This is a genomic window from Actinospica robiniae DSM 44927, from assembly GCF_000504285.1.
Classification (GTDB): Bacteria; Actinomycetota; Actinomycetes; order Streptomycetales; family Catenulisporaceae; genus Actinospica; species Actinospica robiniae.
In genome coordinates, this window is sequence record NZ_KI632511.1 from 6,574,261 (window position 1) to 6,594,453 (window position 20,193).

Sequence of the window (20,193 nt, forward strand, 5' to 3'; positions counted from 1 at the left end):
ACGACCCTTATCAACCCTCGCTGTCGACGCTTTCGTCCGAGCCGGAGCCGGTGCTGTCGGCGGTGGCAGCGCTGACGCGGTGGCGTCGGCCGAGCGCGATGAAGCCGCCCAGTGCGAGCACGGCGAGCAGGATCAGGCCCAGCGTGGCGGACGTGCTGAACCCGGAGGCTGCGGCCGTGTTCCGCACGGCGACGTCCTGAGCCCCGACCGCGCTGCTGGGGCTTGGGCCGGCTGCCACGACGGCCGTGCTCGGCTCGGATGCCGACGCGGCTGCGCTGGGGGTCGGCTTGGGCGTGCTGCTGCTCGGGGTCGACTTGGCCGACGTGCTGCTGTGTGTCGTGGCTCCCTTGACCGAGCTCGAGCTGCTGCCCGACGTGCTGCCCGACTTGCCGCTCGAGCTGCTGCTCGACGAACCGCCGCTGCCGCTGGAGCCGGCTACCGAGGATGGGCCGTCAAAGGCTGCGTCTACGTAGCCGTCGCCGTACGAGCTGAGTTCGCCGCCCAGCGAGCACCTGTCGGCATCGACATAGACATCGGCGCCGTAAGCGCCGTAGAGGTCACCCTTGGCGAAGGTGAAGCTGACCTCGATCTTGTGGGTGCCGGTCGTCAGCGTCCCGGCGGCCAGGTCGGGTCCCAGCCAATACGGATCGCCGCTTGCGGGAGTGGTCCATGACACCTGGGGATTGTGCCAAGCGCCGCCGTCGAGGCTCCATTCGATGTTCGGCAGCGGCGGCTGTTTCGTCGCTCCCTGCATCTCCGGGATGATCTGCGTGCGGATCTCGGCGCGGGGTATGACGCCGACTTTGTTCGTGATCACGGTCGTCGAGTACACCGTGTGGCCGGGCGTGGGGGTCTGGCTGTAGAACAGGTTGGTGTTCTGGGTCATCGAGATCTGACCGTCGGGGCCGCAGGTCGTGCTCGTGCTCGAACCGGCCGTGGGTGTGGCCGCGGCGGCGGCGCCTGCGGGTACGGTGCAGGCCAAGGCTGCCGAGGCTGCCGCACCGGCGACGACTGTTCGCAGCGACCGCCGCATGAGTCCCTCCCGAAGTCAATCGTCGTACAGACGATGGCGATGACACTGCCGCGGTCGATCTGCCGTGGCTTCAGGCCGGCCCGACCGCCGCTACTCGTGCCAGTCGTTTGCCAGACGTCGGAAGCACGACACGCGGTTGCCGTCGGCGAGCGGCACTGCCACGAAAGCGACGACGCCACGGGCCCCTCTTGCCGTGCTCTCGCATGCGTGAAAAACTTCTGATTCGCTACGTCGGACAGGGGTCAGGGCGCAGCCGAGGGGGAGAAACGGGTGAGTATAGAACTTCCGGGCGATGTCGTATGGGTCCTCGGCGTCCTCGGGTTCCAGTGGGTGAACATCGACGAGGACAAGGTCCGTTCGGCGGCGCAGTCGTATCGGACGCTGAGTTCGGACCTCTCCGCGGCCAAGGCGCGCGGGGACTCGGGGGCGCAGTCGCTCATCGAGGTCAACAAGGGGGAGGCGGTCGACGCCTTCGGCGCGGCGTGGGAGAAGCTTTCGAACTCGCACGTCAAGGATCTGATCACGGCCTGCGACGTGTTCGTCGACGTGCTCGAGGGGGTCGCGGTCGCCGTGGAGGTGGCCAAGGGGATCATCCTCGCCCAGGTGCTGATCGCGGCCGCGGCTTTCGCTGAGGCGGCGGCGACGGCGATCTTCACGCTGGGGCTTTCGGGGCTCGCCGATCTCGCGGTGACGCAGGGCATCAAGGAGCTCATTCGCGTCGCGCTCAAGGATCTGGAGCACGCGCTCATCCAGCAGGCGAAGATGGTGGCGGAGCAGGAGGTCCTCTCGGTCCTCGAGGCCGTCGCCTCGAACATCATCGACCAGGGGCTCGGCGACGCGCTCGGGGTGAGCCACGGCTTCAGCGTCGGGGCGGCCGCGAGCGCGGGTTGGCAGGCGGGCGTCGACAACGCGAAGGGTCTCGCGGCGGCTTACACGGATCCGACGTTCCTGGCCGAGGATGCCGCGGGGATGCTCGCCTCCTCGGCCGTCGGCGGAGTCCGCAGCAAGGTCGGCGGCGGCGGATCCGAGGAGACGCCGAGTGCGACCGCGAGCGCGAGTGCGGGTGAGGGCGAGTGAGCGGCGAGGTCTCGGCCACCGACACCGAGAACATGATCCAGAACGCCTCGACGATCGGCGGCGCTTCGGCGGACGCGGGCGAGGCGGTGAGCCAGCACATGTCGCGTCTCCAGAGCCTCGGCGACTTCCTGTCCAATGATCAGTACGGGCAGGTGTTCAAGGCGGTGTACGACCCCGTCAACGACACGACCGTGAAGGCGGGCAGCGCGGCCGGCCAGGCGCTGGCCGGCACGGCCGTCAACATCGGCAATCATGCGGCGCGCGTGATCGAGACCGACACCACGCTCGCGACCGAGATGCAGAAGCTGCACGACGAGTTTCCCAACGACTATCCGGTCGTGGTGGTCGGCAAGCAGGCCGATCTGCAGACTGCGCTCTCCGACAAGTACCCCGGGGCGGGCAAGTCGAGCGACGACAATCCGGGTCTGTTCGGAACCAAGCTCGAGGGCGATCCGACCGACACGGAGCTCGGTCGAGCCGTGGCCAAGGCGCGCGCGGCGAACGGCGACACCAGTGGCGTGAACTACGCGGCGTTCAAGTGCGTCGACGCCCAGGGGAACACCTTCGTGCTGGCGGGTCCGAGTGCGGGCATGCACTCGGAGAGGGTGGTCGGCATCCCGCTGATCGGCAGCGACGTCAACGTCACGGACATCTACTCCGAGCGCCAGCCCTGCGATCGCAACTCGAGCTTCTGCGCGACCTGGCTGCAGAAGTACTTCGGGACCTCCAACAACGGCCAAGCGCCGAATGTGACGTACAGCGAGCCGTACGAGACGACGAAGGACAACTATCCGGCGACGAAGTCGATCACCGAGCGGGCCAGGGGTTTGCTTGCCGGGAGCAAGGAGTGACCGATCGTATGATGGTGTCTGCCGCCGTCGACGACCAGGGCTGGAGCGCAAATGCCGAGTCATGACGAGGTTCGCGATCTGCTGTTCCGGGCTTTCGGGGAGTGGACGATCCGACGCTCCGAGCCGGCCTGGGCGACGCGCGCGGTCGCCGATGCGGATGCGCGCGGCTTCCTCACGGACGTCGGTCTGCCTGTGCAGGCTCTGAACCTGTTCAGCCTTGATCCGGCGTTCGGCGAGGCTCCGGTCACCTTGGCGGACCGCCTTTCCGACCTACCTCCGTCCGCCGGTGTCAGCACGACGATCCTGGACGCGTACGGCCAGCTGATCTACCTGGGCAGCCTGCCGGATCTGGGCGCCTTCCTCGATCCGGCGACCGGTCGGGTGCTCAGCTTCGTCAGCTGGTCGGACCCTCCGTTCGTGGTCAACGGCGGAATCGCCGAGTTCGCCTACTTCCTCGCCTACGTCGAGACGCACCGCCGAGCGAACGGTGTCCTGCTCGACGATCTGGAGACGGAGGAGGGTTATGAGGCAGCCGCGGTCGTCGCCGCGCATCTGATGGGCGTCGATCCCGCCGCGTTCGCGGATGCGGATGAGAACATCTGGCCGGTCTGGATGGACGACGGCTTCGCTATCGGCCTGTTCCAGGATTGGGCTTGGGACCACTACGCGGTCGAGTACTTCCTCAGCCGCGGAATCGACCCGACCGTGCGTGAACCGAGCCGGCCATTGCCGCGGCGGATGAACGGCTGGCCCGCGGCAGACGGCGGGGCCGAGGCGTGACCTCGCTCGCCGAAGCCCTCGCCGCGCAGTTCGGGGCGGCCGGGCTGCGTACATTCGATGCCGGGCGACTGGACGGCCTCACCGTTTCCGCGAGCGCGGCCGAGCTTCTGTCCGTCACCGGGCTCCCCGCCAGGGTCGGAACGTACTTCACGGCTGCCGGCCCGGGTGGCCCTCTGAGGATTGTCGCGGAGGACGGACAGCCGGCGTGGCTTCTGCTCGGGGGCGATCAGGGCGCGAGCCTGGCGGCGGATCTCGACGGTGCCGTCCATGCTCTGCTCCGGCCGTCCTGGGGGCGGTCACGGCCGGTGAACCGGAGCATCGAGCAGCTGGCGGCAAGCCTGGCGATGCTCGACCGCTACCTGCCCCTGCTCGCCGCCGCGGCGCAGAGCGAGCAGATCGGCCCGCTGTGGAACAAGCTTCGCAGTGCCCTGGCCTACATCGATCCGGACGCGCAGGCTGATCCGGAATGCTGGTGGGCGCTGGTGCTCGAGGACATCCGGCACGTCGTCAGCTTCCCCTTCAGCGCCGCCGCGAAGTTCGTGCGAGACGGGCAGGAACCCCAGGTGTTGACGGCGAGCGCCGTTCTCGGACTGCCGCATCCCGAGCTGCAGCTCGCCCGACGCCTCGCAGAGCTCGGGGTGGACCGGTCCTCCGTCACTGAGCTCTACACGGAACTCCAGGCCTGTCGGATGCCCGGGCACTACTGCGGGCTGCGGGCGGCCGTGGCGTTCCCGCGCGCGCAATACACCTACGCCTTCCCTTACGGGGAGGACGCCCAGGAGCGTCAGGAATCAGTGAACGCCGCAGCCCTGGCCGCCGCCACAGCTGCCACTGCCGCCACCGCCGCGGAAGCCGGCGATCGGTAGCCTCGCCGGACGGCCCGTTGTCGCACAGAGGGGAGGGAACATGTTGATGACCGGCACCGAAACAGTTGACGTGGATACGGCAGGCGGACACGCGATCGCGTGGCTTCGCGACCGCCGCAGCTCCCGGCTCCTGCTGTTGACCGGGCCTGAACAGAGCGCCCCGACGCTCTTGGCCGCGGTACTGGTAACGGCCGCCGCCGAACTGCCCGCCGACGCCCGGATCCATGCCCAGGCCTCCGCGCGCGGCCTGACCCCGCGTGTTCTGGCCTGGGTGCTGGCAGCGCAGCTCGGCCGGTGCGTTGCCGAACCAGGTGACCTCGCACGGCAACTGGCGGCCGACCGTCGGCCGGTCACGCTGCTGATAGCCGAACTCGACGCCGCCGTCCCCGGCCACGACGGTTTCGGCCGGGACGCGCTCCTCGACGAGGTTCTTCGCCCACTGCTCAGCCTCGAGCACGTGCGGCTCATTCTGGCCACCGGCAACGTGGCAGACGTCGCGCCCGAAGACGTACCGGCGACCATCCTGGCCGTCGAGCCGGAGCCGGACCCCGACCCCAACGCCAGCGCCGCTGAGCAATCTCAGCCGGAGCGACGTCGGGCGCTCGACGGAGTCGCGTCGGATCCGCGGATGCTACTGACCGCGCCGCCGGTCGATCTCGCCGTCGCGGCGGAGCTCGCCTGGCCGGATCTGGCGCCGGCAAGCCGGATGCAGTGGACGAGTTTCGGCCAAGCCGTCACGGTGGCTAGCCTCACCCAGCCCGAGCGCGCCGCTCTCTGGCACGCCGCAGCGGTCGCCACCGGCGACGACGCGCTCGCCACCGCCCTTTCCCCGTACCTGACGGGTGCGACGTTCACCGCTCGGTGGGCACGCTGGCGGCCCACCGAGGCCCCAGCCGAACTCGATGCCGGATCAGGTTGGATCGGACCGGTCCTCGCACTCGCGGCACCCCGCCGTTCCGATGACGGCCAAGTCCTTGCCGCCGACGCTCTCGGCCGCATGCATGCTCTGGATTCGGCGACCGGCAGCGAAAACGGTGTCCACGAGGCTCCGTCCCAGTCGAGTGGCGCGCTCGTCTGCATGGACACGGGAGCCCTGCTCGCGGTGAGTCCGGACGGGGCCGTGATCCTTCACGAGCAGACCGCAGCAGCCGAGGACGAGGGCCGGATCGCCGACATCCTCGCCCCCGACCGCTCGCCGGCCGCCCACATCCGCACTGCGGTGACGGCGCCGAGGGAGCAGATCACCACATCGGCCACCTCTCTGGCCGCAACCTCCGACGGCAACACCCTGGTCGTGGGGGATGCCGCCGGAGGCATTCACGTGTTCGACCTCGCCAGCCGCCGATTCACGTCACAGCTGCTGCAGCGGCACGTCGGACCGGTCACCACGGTGAGCGCGATCCGTATGGCGGACACCGGCGACCTCGCCATCATCTCCGGCGCGCGGGACGGCCGCTTGGAGCTGAGCACGTTCGGCGCCGGGCCGGGTGGTGGCACGGTCGCGCAGCGGGGCACACCGGTGACTGCTGTCAGTGCGTCGGAGTCCGCTTACGGACCGGTCGTCGCCTCGGCCTGGGCCGATGGCATGATCCTGCTTCACTCGCTCACCACTCGCCGACAGCTCGCCGCCATCCCACTCGGCTGGGCACCCACCTGCGTACTCGTCACCGGGGACGGGGCGATCATCGTCGGCGGGCCGATGGGCTTGCTCTGTCTTGATCTGCCGAGGCTGCCGGCTTAAAGCCCGTGCCGAGCGATCAGGGGGAGGAAGGTGGACGCGCCTGACGGAGCGGGCGTGCCCGCGGTGTTGCCGACGACCCAGAACCCGCCGCCGGGGATCGCTGCTGCGGCGTCGAGGCTGCTGCCTTCGGCGCTTACCGGGACCGGGGCGTTCACCCAGCCCGTGGGAGTACGGCGCAGCAGGTCCATCGTGTAGGTGGGCTGGGCCGGGGAGTAGGTGTCGCCGACGGCCCACTGGTCTTGGTCGGCCGTGGTCGTCAGCCCCATGAGTTCGCCCGGGCCGGCGGGCACGGCGGTGCTCGTCCACGTGTGGCCGTTCCAGTGCAGGGCCAGGGGAAGCCGGTTCTGGTCGGGGTCGTCACTCGCCTTGCCCCAGCCGACCACCCAGACGCTGTCCTGGCCTTGGATCTGCAGACCGGTGACGCGGTTGGTGGCGTCTCCGGTCGCGGGCTGGGTGGTGCGGGTCCAGGACGTCCCGTCCCAGTGCAGCAGGATGAGCTGCTCGGGCTGCGGGGAGTCCGCGAGGTCGCCGGTGTAGTCCGTGCCGGCCACCCAGACGTCGTCCGGGCCCTGCGCGTCCACGGCGTCGAGTGAGTACTGGGCGCCGAGGTCGGGAGTGGGCACCCTGGTCCACCGCCGGCCGTTCCAGTGGTCGATGAACGCGCGCATGTCCCCGGTGGCCGCGTCGTAGGTGGAGCCGGCCATCCAGGCGTCGTTCGGCCGGTCGGCCACGACGGCGCCGTTCTGCGGCTGCTGGGAGTTCGCCGGGACGGCGTAGGACACGATCGTCCAGCGCGTGCCGTCCCAGTGGATCAGCCCGCAGTCGGCGGAGGCCCAGACGTCCGCCGGGCTCGAAGCGGACATCGCGTTGATGCGGCCGAGGTCGGGCACGGTCACCTGATGCCAGGCGTTGCCGTCCCAGTGCAGCATCAGGGCGTCGAGCGTCCCGACGTTGATGCAGTCGCTCGATGCGCTGGGGGAGTTGCCGAAGTCGATGGTGAAACCGGCGGCCCACGCGTCGTCGCGGGCGGGGGCCACGACGGCGTCGAGGACGGCCGGCCCGGAGACGCCGGCGTCGTAGAGCTTCCATGCCGAGGAGCCGGCGGCCGGATCCGACGTGGTGGCGGCCGTGGCGGCCGTGGCGGCCAGCGGTCCGGCCGCGAGGGCCAGGCAGGAGAGCACGCTCGCCGCGACGGACCTGCGTAGGGTGAAGATTCGCCTGGTGAACACGGGTGATTCCTTCCGTTCAGTACGGTGGACCTTCCGCTCCTCATCACCCGAAGTCCCGCAGAAGGTTCGCAGGGCATTCATGCAGCGGTCCGCCGGGCCGCTCGCAGCACCCTGCGGAACTTCGGCCGTGAACCCGGATCCGCGATGCGGGTGATACCGGATGACCAGGTCGTCAACCCCCCTGTTCGAATGGAGCCGGAATGACAGCACCACCACGGGGCAGTGTGGACGCGGAACACGAGGTGGATGACGCGGCTCTGATCGAGCGGTCCTGGCGGGACGCCGAGGCGTTCGCAGGGCTCTACGACCGGCATGCCGCGCACATCCACCGCTACATCGCCCGAAGGCTCGGGATGGAACCGGCGGACGACCTCGTCGCCGAGACCTTCCTGGCCGCCTTCCGCCGACGCCGCAGCTACGACCCGAGCCGGAGCGACGCGCGCCCCTGGCTCTACGGGATCGCCGCCAACCTCGTCGGCAAGCACCGCCGGGCCGAGGTCCGGATGCTCCGGGCCCTGGCCCGGACCGGGGTGGATCCGGTCACCGAGGGCCACGCCGAGCGGGCCGATAGCCGGGTGGCCGCGGGCGCGGTCCGCCGGGAGCTGGCGGCGGCCCTCGCCCGGCTGTCCGCGGGCGACCGCGACGTGCTTCTGCTGATCGCCTGGGCCGACCTCTCCTACGAGGAGACCGCGACGGCGCTGCGGATACCGGTGGGGACGGTGCGATCCCGACTCAACCGCGCCCGGCGCAAGGTGCGTGCCGAACTCGGCGGCCAAGACCCCACTTCCCTGCGTGAGGAGCTCTCCCGATGAGTGAGATCGATGTGGTGCGCGAACTGCGCGCCGAGTCCGGGCTGTCCGGTCCGGAACGACTGGCCGCCGGGCGTGCCCGGCTGTCGGCGGCCATCGCCGAGGAGGCGGGCCGCAGTGTCCGGCGGACGGCCGGCAGGCAGCGGCTGTTCCTGAAGGTCGGCGTGGGGCTGCTCGCGACCGCGGCGGTGGCGGCCGTGCTGGCGGAGCCGGCGAAGGCTCCGCCCGCTCCGCCGGTGCACGAAGCGTCGAAGGGCCCGGACACTCCGCCGATGCAAGAGGCCGCCGCGGTGCAGCTGCTGGAGGCCGCCTCGGTGACCGTGGCCGCGCATACGGGCAGGGAGCCGGGGAATCACCAGTGGATCTACAGCCGGTCCGTCGACGCGGAGCAGGGGCAGCCGACCGTGACGGACGACGAGTGGATCACCTTCGACGGCAGCCAGAGCGCATACCTGGTCGACGGCAAGTTGACGCTGCACACGTCCCCTGCACTGCCTCCGGGCAGCGACACCTCACCACTGGGCCTGTACGAGCAAAACACCACCCTGGAGACCGCCTACAACGCGCTGGCGTCACTGCCTTCGGATCCTGAAGCGATACTCGCCGACATCCGTCCGTGGCTGACGAAGCTCGGTCCGGACACGGCAGAGCTGGACGGCTCCGGCTCCGCGACGGCCAAGGAACACATCGAGGAGTTCGACTACCTCTCCCAGCTGATCTGGAACGCGTACGCGGCCGCGCCCGGCAGTGCGCTGGCCGCGGTGTTCAAGACGATGGCCGCCATCCCCGGGATCACCGTCGAGCAGGGGGTGAAGGACGTCGTGGGGCGGCCTTCGGTGGGCGTGTCGAACAACGGCGGGACCGACGAGCTTCTGCTCGACCCGACGACGTACCAGGTGGTCGGCATGCGGGTACTGAGTCAGGTCCCGAAGGGGGACGCCAACGGGCCGGACGAGGCCACGGTGCGCGAGTCGCTGGCGTGGACGCAGGTCACCATGGTCTCCGAGCCGGGGCGGAAGTGAGCCGCGTGTCCGGCTGAGTCCGGCTGAATCAGGCCTCTGCCTGCTCGACCGCCTTGCGGACCTTCCCCAGCAGTTCGCGCAGCTGCCGGCGCTCTTCGGTGCTGAGAGTGCCGGTGGCCTCGGCGAGAGCCCGGGTGTCGATCGCCTCGGCCTGTTCGTAGTGCGCGCGGCCGGCGTCGGTGAGGGTCAGCAGGAACGCCCGGCGGTCGTCGGTGTGGCGGACGCGCTCCACCAGGCCGTCCTGTTCGAGGCTGTCGACGACCGTCGTGGTGGTCCGGGCGGCGACGCCGAGCAGCTCGCTCAGGTCGCGCATGCGCAGGGGGACGCCCTCGCGGGCGAGCATGCGCAGGGCGCGCAGGCGGGCCACCGAGGCGCTGATCGGGCGCAGCCTGCTCTCCGCGAAGGAACGCAACACGATCGTCGTGTCGAAGAGTTCGTCCACCAGGGCGTCGCTGCTCCCGTGACGCTGCCGTGACATCAGGTCGCTCCTTAATCCATTTTCTGAGCTCGCTCATAGTGAGTATACTCAGTAACCATGTCCGTCCGTGACACTTTGTCATCCCGCGCGCCCAGTCCGCTCCGCAACCAACGCGTCGTCGTCCCGATCATGGCGGTCTTCACCGTCTTCATGGTGATCGTGGACGGTGCGATCACCACCGTGGCGCTGCCGTCGCTCGGCCGCCAGTTCCACCTGTCCGCCGCCGCCCTGGACAGCGTCGTCGTGGTCTACCCCGTCTGCCTGGGCATGGTCATCCCGGCTTCGGCCTGGCTGCTCGAACGCCATGACGGGCGACGCGTGCTCCTGCTCGGCCTGGCCGTGTTCACCCTCGCTTCCGGGTTGTGCGGTGCCGCCGAGAACCTCCCGCAGCTGGTCGCCTTCCGCGCGCTGCAAGGCCTGGCGGCCGGGGCGCTGACCCCGGTCTCGCAGGGGCTCATGCTCCGGACCTTCACGCAGCGCGAGCAGATACGGCTGTCCCGGATCATGATCATCCCCCAGCAGCTCGCCCCGGCCGTCGCGCCGCTCGTCGGCGGTTCGCTCGTCGTGGCGTTCGACTGGCGCTGGGTCTTCTACGTGAACGTGCCCGTCGGTCTCGCTGCCGTCGCGTTCGGACTGGTCTTCCTCGGCGAGCACCGCGAGCATCGCGACACCCGGCTGGACGTCGTCGGGCTGGTACTCAGCGCCGCCGGGATGGGTTCACTGATGTACGGGGTCTGCGCCGGACCGGATCGAGGGTGGGCGACGCCGCTCGTTCTCGTCTCTTTGCTGTCCGGCGTCGTGCTGCTCGCCTTCGCCATCCTGCACCAGTTGCGCACGGACCAGCCCGCTCTCCGGCTCCGGCTCTTCACCGACCGGCTTTTCCGTAAGGCCTGCCTGGCCAACCTCGTCGGGCTGACCCCGACGATGGGCACGATGTTCCTGGTTCCGCTGTTCCTGCAGCAGTTGCAGGGGCGCGACGCCTTCGTCTCCGGCAGTACGACCTTCACCGAGGCCTTCGGCGTGCTGCTGACGATGCAGCTGGTCGGCGTCCTCTACCACCGGGTCGGCCCCGGACCGATCGTCGGGACCGGGCTGCTCGGCGTGGCCTTCGTCGAGCTGCTGTTCGCGACCTGCGACGCGCACACCGGGCTGTGGACGATACGGCTCTACATGTTCCTGCTCGGCGTGATGATGGGGGCGTTCTTCATGCCGGTCGGCGCCGCCTCGATCACCACGATCGACCGCGCCGACTCGGCCCAGGCCGCGACGCTCGGCTCGGTCGTCCGGCAGACCGGCAACGCGCTCGCGCCGACCGTGGTGGGCGCGGCTCTGGTCCTCGGCTCCAGCCACCGACGCAACACGACCGCCGGCGCGCTGCCGCCGGCATCCGCCTACCATGACGCGTTCCTCGTCCTCTTCGCGATCGCGCTGTTCGCTTCGCTCTACTCGTTCACCCTGGGTCGCACGCGCCAGATGCCGGAGGCCGAGATCCCCGGTCGGAAGGCCGCGCCGCCGGCCAGGGGGAGGTCGAGGCCGGCGTCGACGGCTTGCTGATATTGGCCTGAGGGGCCTGTCACGGTTCTGGCACGCCGGCGAGGAAGCCGTGCACGATCGTGTTGAACACCTTGGGCTGGGTGACCGGGAACGAGTGGCCCACGTGCGGCACGATCAGCGGCGTGGAGTTCGCGATCGCGTCGGCGATCGGCTGGGTGTCGGCGAGGCAGCCGCGGTCGCGTCGGCCGCAGAGCACGAGCGTGGGCGCCTGGATGCGGGGGAGGACGTCGGTCAGGTCCGTCCGCTCGACCTCGTCGACCATCCGCAGCAGCGCGGACCTGTTCGGCAGGTCGGAGAACACCTTCATCAGCCACCATCCGCGCCGGGAGCGGTAGAAGGCCATCTGGCGGCGTCCGGACTCGGCCGGCTTGACGTTCCCCGCGCAGAGGATCAGGCGCCTGATGCTCTCGGGGCGGTCAGCGGCGACCCTCGCGGCGACGAACGCGCCCATCGAATAGCCGCACAAGTGGGCTGGACCGACGCGTTCCACGAGCGCCGCGACGGCTTCCGTCGCGGCGTCGAGGCTGACCGGGCCCGGCGATCGCCCGAAGCCGGGCAGGTCCGGGGCGAGCAGGTGGTACCGGTCGGCGAGGCCGGAGAACTGCTGCTTCCAGGTGCGCGACGCAGCGCCGCCCCCGTGCAGCAGAATCAAAGCGGGACGGCCCGGATCGCCGTGAACCTCGGTGTGGAGACTCCCCGTCACAGCCTCAGTCTCGCACGCGGCGGCGTCGGCCGGGACGGCGGCTCGCGACATCCGAGATGAGGGGCGTGTGCATCGTCACACTCGGCTGCGCCGCAGGTGGCAGGGCTGTCGGTGAAGTCCAGGGCATCAGTTCGCGTTCAGCGGTTACCAGACCCGAATGGGCATCGCGAGACGTCGGTCGGCAGTGTGCGTCCGGTTGTCATGGAAGGCGGGCGCATGATGGGCGAGGAGACGCCGGACACAGGACGGGCCGTGGTGGCTGCGCTTCAGGCCGCCGCGTACCTGGTGGACGACCGGGGTTGCATCGTGACCGTCAACGCGCCGGCCGAGGAACTGCTGGGCTGGCCGACGGCGGAGCTGCTCGGTCAGGACGCGCACGAGATGTTGCACCGCAACCGGTACGGCGCGCCGCTGCCGCGAACCGTCTGCCCGTTCCGCGAGGCCATCCTGAGCCGGCGTACGGCGCAGGGGACGGACCAGTGGCTGGAGCGCGGCGACGGCGCGCTGCAGCCGGTGTCGTGGCTGTCCACGCCGTTCGACTACGGTGCGCCGCACCTGGGGACGTTGGTGATCTTCTGGTCTCATCACGCACCGGAGCTGCCGGGGGCGTGGCCGAGACAGCTCATGTCCTCGCTCACCGAACTCGAGCGCCTGGCACTGCTGGCCGAGACGACCACCCGGCTCAGCTCCACGCTGGACATGGAGGAGGCGCTGCACAGCCTGGTGAAACTGGTGGTGCCGCGGCTCGCGGACTGGGCGGTGGTCGACCTGATCACCGAGCGCGACGAGGTCTGGCGTTTCGCCGTCGCGCACGCCGAGGGCGGCAAGCTGGTGCATCGGGACGACCTGGAGGGGCCGATGCCGCCGGTGACGGAGGAGTCGCCCATGCCGCTTTCGCGGGCGCTGCGCGGTGCGGCGGCGACGTTGGCGGGGCCCGAGACGTATCAGGGGCCGCCGGACGCGGGGATCGCCGTCGAGCAACGCCGGTTGTTCAACGCGACCGGCATGCACTCGGCCATCATCGCCCCGATCCGCAGTCATCGCAGAACCCTGGGAGCGCTGACTCTGGGCCGCTCCGAACAGCCGGAACGGTTCACCGCGGCCGACCTCGCGCTGCTGGAGGACATCACGCGGCGTGCGGGGCTGGCCGTCGACAACGCGCTGCTCTACGACCGCCAGCGCAAGGTCGCCGAGACGATGCAGCGGCACCTGCTGCCCCGCCTGCCCCGGATCAAGGGCTTGGCGATGACCTCGCGCTATCTGCCCGCCCCGGACGCCTCGCAGGTCGGCGGCGACTGGTACGACGTGTTCATGCTGAGAGACGGCGGCACGGCCCTCGTCATCGGGGACGTGGTCGGCCACGATCTGGAGGCCGCGGCAGGTATGGCGCAGCTGCGCAACATGCTGCGGGCTTACGCCTGGGTGCAGGAGGAGTCGGCGCCCAGCGAGGTCGTCGACCGGCTCGACCGGGCTTCCCGCGCGATCGCAGAGGCCTCCATGGCCACGCTGATCTTCGGCCAGCTCACCGCCCGGGAAGACGAGTGGGAGCTGTGCTGGACCAACGCCGGCCACCCGCCGCCGCTGCTCGTCACGCACGACGGCGTGGCCCGCTACCTGACCGAGGGCCACGGCATTCTGCTGGGGCTCGGCACGGGCCGGGTGCGCTACGACGCGACGGCGACGCTGCCGCGTGGCTCGACGCTCGTGCTGTACACCGACGGCCTGGTCGAGGCCCCCGGCCAGTCGATCGACGAGGGCTTGGAGAACCTGCGCCGGCACGCGGCTTCCCTGGCCCGGCGCCCGCTCGAGCCGTTCGCCGATCTGCTGCTGGAGCGTGCGCGCCCGGTCCGCAACGAGGACGACGTGGCTCTCCTCGCCGTCCGCGTGCCGGCCGAGCCCGATCCGGACGCGGAGTTGGTCTCGGAGTTGGCGCGGGCGAAATACGCCGGGCTCTGACGGGCTTGCCGGAGCTATCCCCGTAGCAGGGAACGAAGACGCTCGGTGTCGCCCTGTGCGGAGACAGCCTGCGCCACGACCTCGGCGACATCGAGCAGCTCGCCGTCGGGTCCGGTGAAGATCCACTCGCGATAGGGGTCCAGCTGGTGCATGTCCCGCCCCTCGATGGCGGCGATGAGGAGCGCAGCGAATATCGCGCCGCGGATGAGGCCGCCGTCCGGAGTCTCATCGTCCATCTCGCTCTCATCGAGCATGAATTCGGCCAACTCCCAACCGCGGCCCTGCTGGAACAGGTCGACCACCTCGACGCGGTCCGCCGGACGCTCAAGGAGCGTGGACGCGGCGCGGATGACGGCCGTTTCGTCGCTGACGGCTTGCTCGTAGACGCACGTGACGTCGATGGCGCTGCCCTCGACGGCGCGGATGACCTTGGTGGACGGGGACATCCGCTTGGCGACCTCCTTCGCGAGGCGCTTGGCCAGGTCGGGGCTGACGACGGCGGCGGCCGCCATGCCCTCCTGCCCTCTCCGCAGGCGGCTGATATGCGCCGGGAGTCCGTCTGTATCGAACGCTCCGAGCGCACCGTGCTCGTAGCGGAAGGCTTCGACCGGGTAACGGGTGAGGTACTGCACCCATTCCGGGTCGGCCGTCCACTGAGTGAGCCAGCCTGCGTGGATGGAGCCGGGTACCCGCCTCTTACGCGCGATGAGGTCGTGGAATCGCGCGATGTACCGGAAGAAGTCGAGGCTGACGGTCAGTTCGTCGTAGAGCGCGCGGGCCGCCGCGTCGGCTGAACCGGCCGCCGTCATCGCTGCCTGGTCCGAGTGCCGGCGCACGTTCTCGGCGAAAGGCTCGGTCGCGGCCAGGAAGGCGCGGATCCGCCGGGCCTCGCGGGACGAGGACCTGCCGCGGGCCCGGAGGGTCGCGTCGCGGTCTTCGAGCGCGCCTCGCTTTTTCCACAGTTTCTGCGCCGACACCGGATACGCGGTGACCTGACCGACGGCCAGGGCGTTGGCGGCGAGGACGGGCAGGTGGCCGCTGGGGACGGCGAGTAGTTGCGGCAGCGCGACGTAGAGCCGCACGCGACGCCGGGGAAACGAGGAGAAGCGCGAGGCGGTGACTCCTCGCCCGGCGAGTCGGATCTGGTCCGGGATCGGCAGCCCCGCCGCCGCCAGCCCGTCCCGGATCGCGCGTACCGCCTCGGGACTGACGCTCTCCAGCCGCAGAGCCCTGTTTTCTTTGATCGCCGGTACCAGAGCCGCCAGGATGGCGACGACGATGAAAGCGGCCGGTGCGATCAGGGCGGGAACCCACGAGTGGTCGGCCGCGGCTTGTGCGGCGCCGCGTGCTTCTCCGATCGCGAAGATGACCAGCCAGGCCACGCACGTGAGCCGATTCCATGCGCGTAGGCGCAGGCGCAGCAATTGTCCGCGGGTCATGCGCGGGTCGGGCATGCCGGCAGGCACGGATATGGACACATCTAGATTGAAGGTGAGCCGAGGCCGCTACGACAACGGTGCGGCGTTATCAATATGGTTGCAACGGCAAGCCGGGTGAGCCGATCGAGTGACCGCTCCGCCGATCGAGCGAAGGCGAGGCGACGGAGAGTCAGCATACGGAGGCGATGTGCTGCGCGTTTCTGATGCTGCGTCAGTTCGAGTGAGGGCCGCCGTGCTCCATATGTGCTACTTGCGATCTTAGTACGAATATGTCCGGCAATCCCCTGGGTACCACTGGACCATGATCTCAAGGTTCCAGAAGCCCAGTCAGATAGCAGACGGCCGGCCTGCCGGACCCGCTCAGGACACCGTGCGAAACGGCGGCGGGGAGATCGGGGGCAAGAGGTTCCGGGTGCGCTTCGACAATGCGTTCATCCGGCCCAGTCATCGCAAGAGACATAAGAACATGTTGATCGCGATGGTGGCCGGGTGGACGGTGGCGCTCTCGGTGAGCGTCTACAGCCTCACGACCAGCTCGCCGGACCGCGACACGGTCGCCTCGGTGTGCGACGCGAGCGCGGACGGCGACGCCTCGGGGACCATGGCGATCGCGCACGGGCCCACCAACTTCAACCTCAACGTCTTCAACTCGACGGACAGGTCCTCGTTGGCGGCCCGGACGGCGGCGCAGCTGCAGTCGCGCGGCTTCGTCATCGACATGGTGTCCAACGACCCGCTCAAGTCCAATCTCACCATCCCGGCGCAGGTCTGGGGCGCGAAGGAGGACATGAGCGAGCTGCGCACGGTCGCCGCCGAGGTGCCCGGAGCCCAGATCATGACCGACAACCGGACGGATCCGAGTGTCGATCTGATCCTCGGAGCCGGCTTCACCGCGCTCGCCAAGCCTTCCGAAGCGTGCTGATGGAGTTCCATGACGACTTCACCGCAGGAGCCGACCGCACGGCCGGCGAAGGGCTACGTGCTGCGTGGCGGGCCGCTTGACGCGGTGGTCGTGCGAGAGCGGCGTCCGGCCTTCCTCCACATCGAGCACTACAACGGCGATGGAGACGCCTACCGGCCGAGCGGCCATCCCGATGCGGAGCATCCGGGCCTCGAACGGTACGACTTCTCCGCTGCCGGATGACGAACGCGCTGTTGCGAGCGCCACTACGCGGGGCCCCGAGTCCGCCATCGGACTCGGGCCCTGTGCACCCACCCACTCAAGATGAGTACACATACTCAGGCCCGGGGCGTCGCGACTGCGCGATCTTGTTCTCATGCTTCCTGTTCTGACGCTGACCGCGCCGGCGATATCGCGTGAGAGCGTGTCCCTCACTCCCGCGACGCGTCGGCGCGACGGCGTGTACCGTGCGGCCACGCGGCTGCTCTCGGTCGCACTGCTGCCGGTGGCCTTCGCGGCGGCGCCACGTCGAGCACGGCACCTGGCGTGCCACTGGGCGCTCTCGGCCCGATTCCCGGCGGAGAATTTCGACGGGTTGAGTCCGGCCGCCAAAGCCTCGTTCGAGGCGGCGCGGACGGAAGCGCTGTGGCACCACGGCGAGCTGATCGGGCTGACCGACGGGCACCGCGACGCACACGTGCAGGCCCGGCTCTTCGCCGAGGCGGTGCGCCGGACCGGTTCCGCGCGGCTCGCGCTCGAGTGGATCCTGCCGCCGCACGAGTCGCGTCACGTCACGGGAACCGCTTTCGACGTGCGGCCGGCCGAAGGCGCCCGCTGGCTCGAGCGGCACGGAGCGCGCTACCACCTCTATCGGGTCTACGAGAACGAATGGTGGCATTTCGAGTACCGGCCGGACGGCCGGCCGCCCCGCTTCTCCCATCCCGGCGCCTCCCTCCCGTCGAGCGCCTGCGGGATGCCCGAGGATCAGCCATGATTCCGGGCATGAACATGTTCAGCGGCCCGATACCCGCCGGGCCCGAGCCGTCGCCCGCACCCGTGCCCGAAACCGGATCCGGCGCGCGGCGGCTCTCACCGGCGATCCTGGGCGGGCTGGCCGGTGCCGTGTTCCTCATGGTGGCCACGTCGTTCGCGTCCTATGGATCGCCCTCGGGCTATCTCGACCTGCCCGGGTTCGGCAGCGTCTCCGATCCCGGGAATCTGCACTGGCCGCTGCTCATCGCGCCGGCGGTGGCGATCGCGCTGGGGCTCTGCCTCCTGCGCTGGTGGCCCTACCTGCTCATGGCCGCCGTGGTCATGCTCGTCCCGACCATGCTGGAAGACTTCCAGATCTCGATCCTCCACGACCCCTATGCCGTAGTCGTGCTCCAGTACGGGGGTTACTACCTCGCGATCGTCGCGCTGCTCGGCTGCGCGCAGGGTCTGGTCGGCACGATGCGGGCTTGGGGAGCCGTCATCGCGGCGCTGGCGCTGGGTTCCCGCATGGCCGGCAGCCTGACCGATCAGTACGGCAATTGGCTCTACTCCTCGAGATCGACGCTCGTCTGGCACGTCGTGCTGGTGGGACTGGCCGCCGCCGCGTTGATTCCGGCGGTGTGGCGATACCGACGGGGTGATCCCGCCGTCGCCTCGGTCGTGGGCGGATGGTCGTGGCGGCGGGGGCGCGTTCTGGTCGCGGGCGTGTTGGCCGCATGCATGCCCATTCCCGTGGCGTTCCTGACGACCGACCGGGTGGCCGCGCTGCTCGGGGTCTCCGAGTCGGCGGTCTTCCGGCACAGCGACGCTCAGACGGCGATCATCGGCCTTTTCATCCTGCTGACAGTGGCCGTGCTCGCCGGTATCGCAGGCCTCTGGTCGCTCGGCGGGGCGCTGACCGCCGCGGTGATCCAGGTCGCGATCGCGGCGCCGATGCTGCTCGCCGCCTCGGCGCTGGTGTCCGACAACCCGGTGCGGTGGGCCGCGGCCCTCGGGGGAGCCGCGCTCGGTGCACTGGCCGCGGCCAGCCGGTGGCGCTTCCACCTGGCCGCGTCGCTGACCCTGCTGGCGGTGGTCACGCTGTTCATCGCGTACGGCGCGACCACTGGCGATCCGGAGAAGCTGGCACAGCAGCACACGGTGATCCCGGCGGTACTGATCCTGGTGCTCTGCGTCGCGTCCGCCGGTGCGATCACGGGTGCGATAGCTCCGGTGCTCGGTTCGCGCGGCACGCTGCCGATCGTGCTCGGGCCGCTGGCCGAGTTCATGGCCGTGGGCGCGCTGGACACGACGGCGGCGGCCAACGGCGTGTCGGGTTCTTACGTCACGACGGAGAAGATGATCATCGCGGTCGTCCTGCTGCTGCTCTCCGGCGCGGCCGTCAGCGGGCTGGGCTTCGCGCAGCTGCTGGCCACGCGGCGGGCGGAGCGCAAGCATGCCGAGCAGATCCGGCTCGAGGCGGCAGCCGCCGAGCGGGACCGGCTGGCCCGGCCGATCCACGACGGGGTGCTGCAGGTGCTGGCGCTGGTGCAACGGCACGGCTCCGAGCTCGGCGGCCAGGGCAGCGAGCTGGCGGCGCTCGCCGGGGAGCAGGAAGTGGCGCTGCGCAGCCTGCTGGCCGGGGGGAAGAGCAACGTCCGTGCGGGTGCCGTGGATCTGCGCACGCCGCTGCAGGCGCTGGCCACCTCGGTCGTCGACGTGGTCACGCCGGTGCAGGCCGTGGCGTGGCCGGCCGACGCTGCGGCAGAGCTGCTGGCCGCGGTGCGGGCCGCGCTGGACAACGTCCGCCAGCACGCCGGAGCCGAGGCCAGGACGTGGATCCTGCTGGAGGAAGAGCCGGACGGGGTGCGGGTGACGGTGCGCGACGACGGGGTCGGGTTCCCGCCGCAGCGGCCGGCCGAGGCGGCCGAGGCCGGACGGCTCGGGATCACCCAGTCGATGCGGGGCCGGATCGCCGATCTCGGCGGCGACACGACGATCGAGAGCCGGCCCGGCGAGGGCACCGAGGTGGAGTTCTGGGTGCCGCGGGAACGCTCCGGCAAGCGGTAGGCCTGGCTCGAGACCCGACCGTGCCATAACCCTTATTCCCTCCTGGGGATAAGGTGGTGGCATGTCGGTGCGCGTCATGGTGGTGGACGACCACCCGATCTGGCGTGACGCGGTGGCCCGGGACCTGAACGACGCGGGCTACGAGGTCACGGCGGCGGTCGGGGAGGGCGGTCAGGCGGTACGGGTGGCGCCGGCCGCGCGGCCCGAGGTCGTGGTGCTCGACCTGCAGCTGCCCGACCTGTCCGGGGTGGAGGTCGTGCGCCGGCTGATCGCGATCGACCCGTCGATCAGGGTTCTGATGCTTTCGGCCAGCGGCGAGCAGCAGGACGTGCTCGACGCGGTGAAGGCCGGCGCCCTGGGCTACCTGCTGAAGTCGGCCGGCCGCGCGGAACTGCTCGACGCGGTGGCCCGCACCCACGCGGGGGACGCGGTCTTCACGCCGGGCCTGGCCGGGCTGGTGCTCAGCGAGTACCGCCGGCTGGCCGCGGTGCCGGCGGCGCCCGCCGACACCCCGAGCCTGACCGGCCGGGAGACCGAGGTGCTGCGGCTCGTGGCCAAGGGGCTGACCTACCGGCAGATCGCCGAGCGGCTGGTCGTCTCGCACCGGACCGTGCAGAACCACGTCCAGAACACGCTCGGCAAGCTGCAGCTGCACAACCGGGTCGAACTGACCCGGTACGCGATCGAGCAGGGCCTCGACCAGGACGCCTGA

Annotated in this window: 19 protein-coding genes; 14 read left to right on the top strand and 5 right to left on the bottom strand. The window is 70.2% G+C overall.

The genetic code is table 11. From position 1 onward, the window contains the following. Nucleotides 1-10: 10 nt before the first annotated feature. Nucleotides 11-982 (bottom strand): hypothetical protein, encoded by a 972-nt coding sequence (locus tag ACTRO_RS28125; RefSeq protein WP_051451511.1) that lies wholly within the window; start codon nt 980-982, stop codon nt 11-13. 321 nt (nt 983-1,303) lie between these two features. On the opposite strand from ACTRO_RS28125, the gene ACTRO_RS28130 reads away from it, so the two are divergent. From ACTRO_RS28130 to ACTRO_RS28150, 5 genes are read left to right on the top strand one after another with little or no spacing between them, the layout of a single operon-like run. Continuing rightward, on the top strand, nt 1,304-2,110 hold the full coding sequence (locus tag ACTRO_RS28130) for a WXG100-like domain-containing protein (protein WP_034267846.1): 807 nt from the start codon (nt 1,304-1,306) through the stop codon (nt 2,108-2,110). Further along, entirely contained in the window at nt 2,107-2,961 is an 855-nt protein-coding gene (locus ACTRO_RS28135; protein ID WP_034267849.1) for a nucleic acid/nucleotide deaminase domain-containing protein, read from the top strand. Before ACTRO_RS28130 ends, ACTRO_RS28135 begins: the two co-directional genes overlap by 4 nt. A 51-nt stretch (nt 2,962-3,012) precedes the next feature. After that, the gene (locus tag ACTRO_RS28140; protein ID WP_034267852.1) at nt 3,013-3,741 is read left to right on the top strand and encodes an SUKH-4 family immunity protein; all 729 of its coding nucleotides are present in this window, start codon (nt 3,013-3,015) and stop codon (nt 3,739-3,741) included. Beyond that, nucleotides 3,738-4,607 (top strand): nucleic acid/nucleotide deaminase domain-containing protein, encoded by an 870-nt coding sequence (locus ACTRO_RS28145; RefSeq protein ID WP_034267854.1) that lies wholly within the window; start codon nt 3,738-3,740, stop codon nt 4,605-4,607. The genes ACTRO_RS28140 and ACTRO_RS28145 overlap by 4 nt, the downstream gene beginning before the upstream one ends. 46 nt (nt 4,608-4,653) lie before the next feature. Next, entirely contained in the window at nt 4,654-6,348 is a 1,695-nt protein-coding gene (locus ACTRO_RS28150) for a WD40 repeat domain-containing protein (RefSeq protein ID WP_034267856.1), read from the top strand. Here ACTRO_RS28150 and ACTRO_RS28155 read toward each other — a convergent pair. Then, nucleotides 6,345-7,577 (bottom strand): hypothetical protein, encoded by a 1,233-nt coding sequence (locus ACTRO_RS28155; RefSeq protein ID WP_034267859.1) that lies wholly within the window; start codon nt 7,575-7,577, stop codon nt 6,345-6,347. The two genes, ACTRO_RS28150 and ACTRO_RS28155, sit on opposite strands and share 4 nt — an antisense overlap. A gap of 200 nt (nt 7,578-7,777) precedes the next feature. Here ACTRO_RS28155 and ACTRO_RS28160 point away from each other — a divergent pair, with 200 nt between their 5' ends. Both ACTRO_RS28160 and ACTRO_RS28165 read left to right on the top strand, forming a co-directional pair. Continuing rightward, nucleotides 7,778-8,389: an RNA polymerase sigma factor gene (locus ACTRO_RS28160; RefSeq protein WP_051451512.1), complete on the top strand. Its 612-nt coding sequence runs from the start codon at nt 7,778-7,780 to the stop codon at nt 8,387-8,389. Continuing rightward, nucleotides 8,386-9,408: a CU044_5270 family protein gene (locus ACTRO_RS28165; RefSeq protein ID WP_034267865.1), complete on the top strand. Its 1,023-nt coding sequence runs from the start codon at nt 8,386-8,388 to the stop codon at nt 9,406-9,408. Before ACTRO_RS28160 ends, ACTRO_RS28165 begins: the two co-directional genes overlap by 4 nt. A 28-nt stretch (nt 9,409-9,436) precedes the next feature. Here the strand turns inward: ACTRO_RS28165 and ACTRO_RS28170 are convergent, their stop codons facing one another. After that, a complete protein-coding gene (locus tag ACTRO_RS28170; RefSeq protein ID WP_034267868.1) occupies nt 9,437-9,886 on the bottom strand; it encodes a MarR family winged helix-turn-helix transcriptional regulator in 450 nt (149 codons plus the stop codon). Between the two features lie 57 nt (nt 9,887-9,943). Here ACTRO_RS28170 and ACTRO_RS28175 point away from each other — a divergent pair, with 57 nt between their 5' ends. Then, the gene (locus tag ACTRO_RS28175) at nt 9,944-11,440 is read left to right on the top strand and encodes a DHA2 family efflux MFS transporter permease subunit (RefSeq protein WP_051451513.1); all 1,497 of its coding nucleotides are present in this window, start codon (nt 9,944-9,946) and stop codon (nt 11,438-11,440) included. 19 nt (nt 11,441-11,459) lie between these two features. Here ACTRO_RS28175 and ACTRO_RS28180 read toward each other — a convergent pair whose 3' ends face one another. Then, a complete protein-coding gene (locus ACTRO_RS28180; RefSeq protein WP_169739954.1) occupies nt 11,460-12,143 on the bottom strand; it encodes an alpha/beta fold hydrolase in 684 nt (227 codons plus the stop codon). A gap of 216 nt (nt 12,144-12,359) precedes the next feature. Here ACTRO_RS28180 and ACTRO_RS28185 point away from each other — a divergent pair, with 216 nt between their 5' ends. Continuing rightward, the gene (locus ACTRO_RS28185; protein ID WP_051451514.1) at nt 12,360-14,099 is read left to right on the top strand and encodes a SpoIIE family protein phosphatase; all 1,740 of its coding nucleotides are present in this window, start codon (nt 12,360-12,362) and stop codon (nt 14,097-14,099) included. A 14-nt stretch (nt 14,100-14,113) separates the two neighbouring features. On the opposite strand, the gene ACTRO_RS28190 is transcribed toward ACTRO_RS28185, so the two are convergent. Then, nucleotides 14,114-15,577: a hypothetical protein gene (locus ACTRO_RS28190; RefSeq protein WP_157436501.1), complete on the bottom strand. Its 1,464-nt coding sequence runs from the start codon at nt 15,575-15,577 to the stop codon at nt 14,114-14,116. A 427-nt stretch (nt 15,578-16,004) separates the two neighbouring features. Between ACTRO_RS28190 and ACTRO_RS28195 the strand changes: the two genes are divergently transcribed. The 5 genes from ACTRO_RS28195 (at nt 16,005) to ACTRO_RS28215 (ending at nt 20,193) form a co-directional block, all read left to right on the top strand. Continuing rightward, entirely contained in the window at nt 16,005-16,460 is a 456-nt protein-coding gene (locus ACTRO_RS28195; protein WP_169739955.1) for a LytR C-terminal domain-containing protein, read from the top strand. Between the two features lie 9 nt (nt 16,461-16,469). Further along, nucleotides 16,470-16,682 carry a hypothetical protein gene (locus ACTRO_RS28200; protein ID WP_034267878.1) on the top strand — a complete coding sequence of 71 codons (213 nt, stop codon included), beginning with the start codon at nt 16,470-16,472 and terminating at the stop codon, nt 16,680-16,682. Nucleotides 16,683-16,815: 133 nt separating this feature from the next. After that, complete coding sequence (locus ACTRO_RS28205; RefSeq protein ID WP_084316577.1) at nt 16,816-17,433, top strand: M15 family metallopeptidase domain-containing protein; 618 nt, start codon at nt 16,816-16,818, stop codon at nt 17,431-17,433. A gap of 8 nt (nt 17,434-17,441) precedes the next feature. Continuing rightward, nucleotides 17,442-19,481, top strand: a complete 2,040-nt coding sequence (locus ACTRO_RS46105; RefSeq protein WP_157436502.1) for a sensor histidine kinase — start codon at nt 17,442-17,444, stop codon at nt 19,479-19,481. Between the two features lie 61 nt (nt 19,482-19,542). After that, the gene (locus ACTRO_RS28215; RefSeq protein ID WP_034267881.1) at nt 19,543-20,193 is read left to right on the top strand and encodes a response regulator; all 651 of its coding nucleotides are present in this window, start codon (nt 19,543-19,545) and stop codon (nt 20,191-20,193) included.

Bases quoted from the DNA above. Each gene is read 5' to 3' on its own strand.
- ACTRO_RS28140 (WP_034267852.1), top strand. From the start codon at position 3,013: ATGCCGAGTCATGACGAGGTTCGCGATCTGCTGTTCCGGGCTTTCGGG.
- ACTRO_RS28150 (WP_034267856.1), top strand. From the start codon at position 4,654: ATGACCGGCACCGAAACAGTTGACGTGGATACGGCAGGCGGACACGCG.
- ACTRO_RS28160 (WP_051451512.1), top strand. From the start codon at position 7,778: ATGACAGCACCACCACGGGGCAGTGTGGACGCGGAACACGAGGTGGAT.
- ACTRO_RS28165 (WP_034267865.1), top strand. From the start codon at position 8,386: ATGAGTGAGATCGATGTGGTGCGCGAACTGCGCGCCGAGTCCGGGCTG.
- ACTRO_RS28170 (WP_034267868.1), bottom strand. From the start codon at position 9,886: ATGTCACGGCAGCGTCACGGGAGCAGCGACGCCCTGGTGGACGAACTC.
- ACTRO_RS28175 (WP_051451513.1), top strand. From the start codon at position 9,944: ATGTCCGTCCGTGACACTTTGTCATCCCGCGCGCCCAGTCCGCTCCGC.
- ACTRO_RS28185 (WP_051451514.1), top strand. From the start codon at position 12,360: ATGATGGGCGAGGAGACGCCGGACACAGGACGGGCCGTGGTGGCTGCG.
- ACTRO_RS28195 (WP_169739955.1), top strand. From the start codon at position 16,005: ATGTTGATCGCGATGGTGGCCGGGTGGACGGTGGCGCTCTCGGTGAGC.
- ACTRO_RS28200 (WP_034267878.1), top strand. From the start codon at position 16,470: ATGACGACTTCACCGCAGGAGCCGACCGCACGGCCGGCGAAGGGCTAC.
- ACTRO_RS28205 (WP_084316577.1), top strand. From the start codon at position 16,816: ATGCTTCCTGTTCTGACGCTGACCGCGCCGGCGATATCGCGTGAGAGC.
- ACTRO_RS46105 (WP_157436502.1), top strand. From the start codon at position 17,442: ATGAACATGTTCAGCGGCCCGATACCCGCCGGGCCCGAGCCGTCGCCC.
- ACTRO_RS28215 (WP_034267881.1), top strand. From the start codon at position 19,543: ATGTCGGTGCGCGTCATGGTGGTGGACGACCACCCGATCTGGCGTGAC.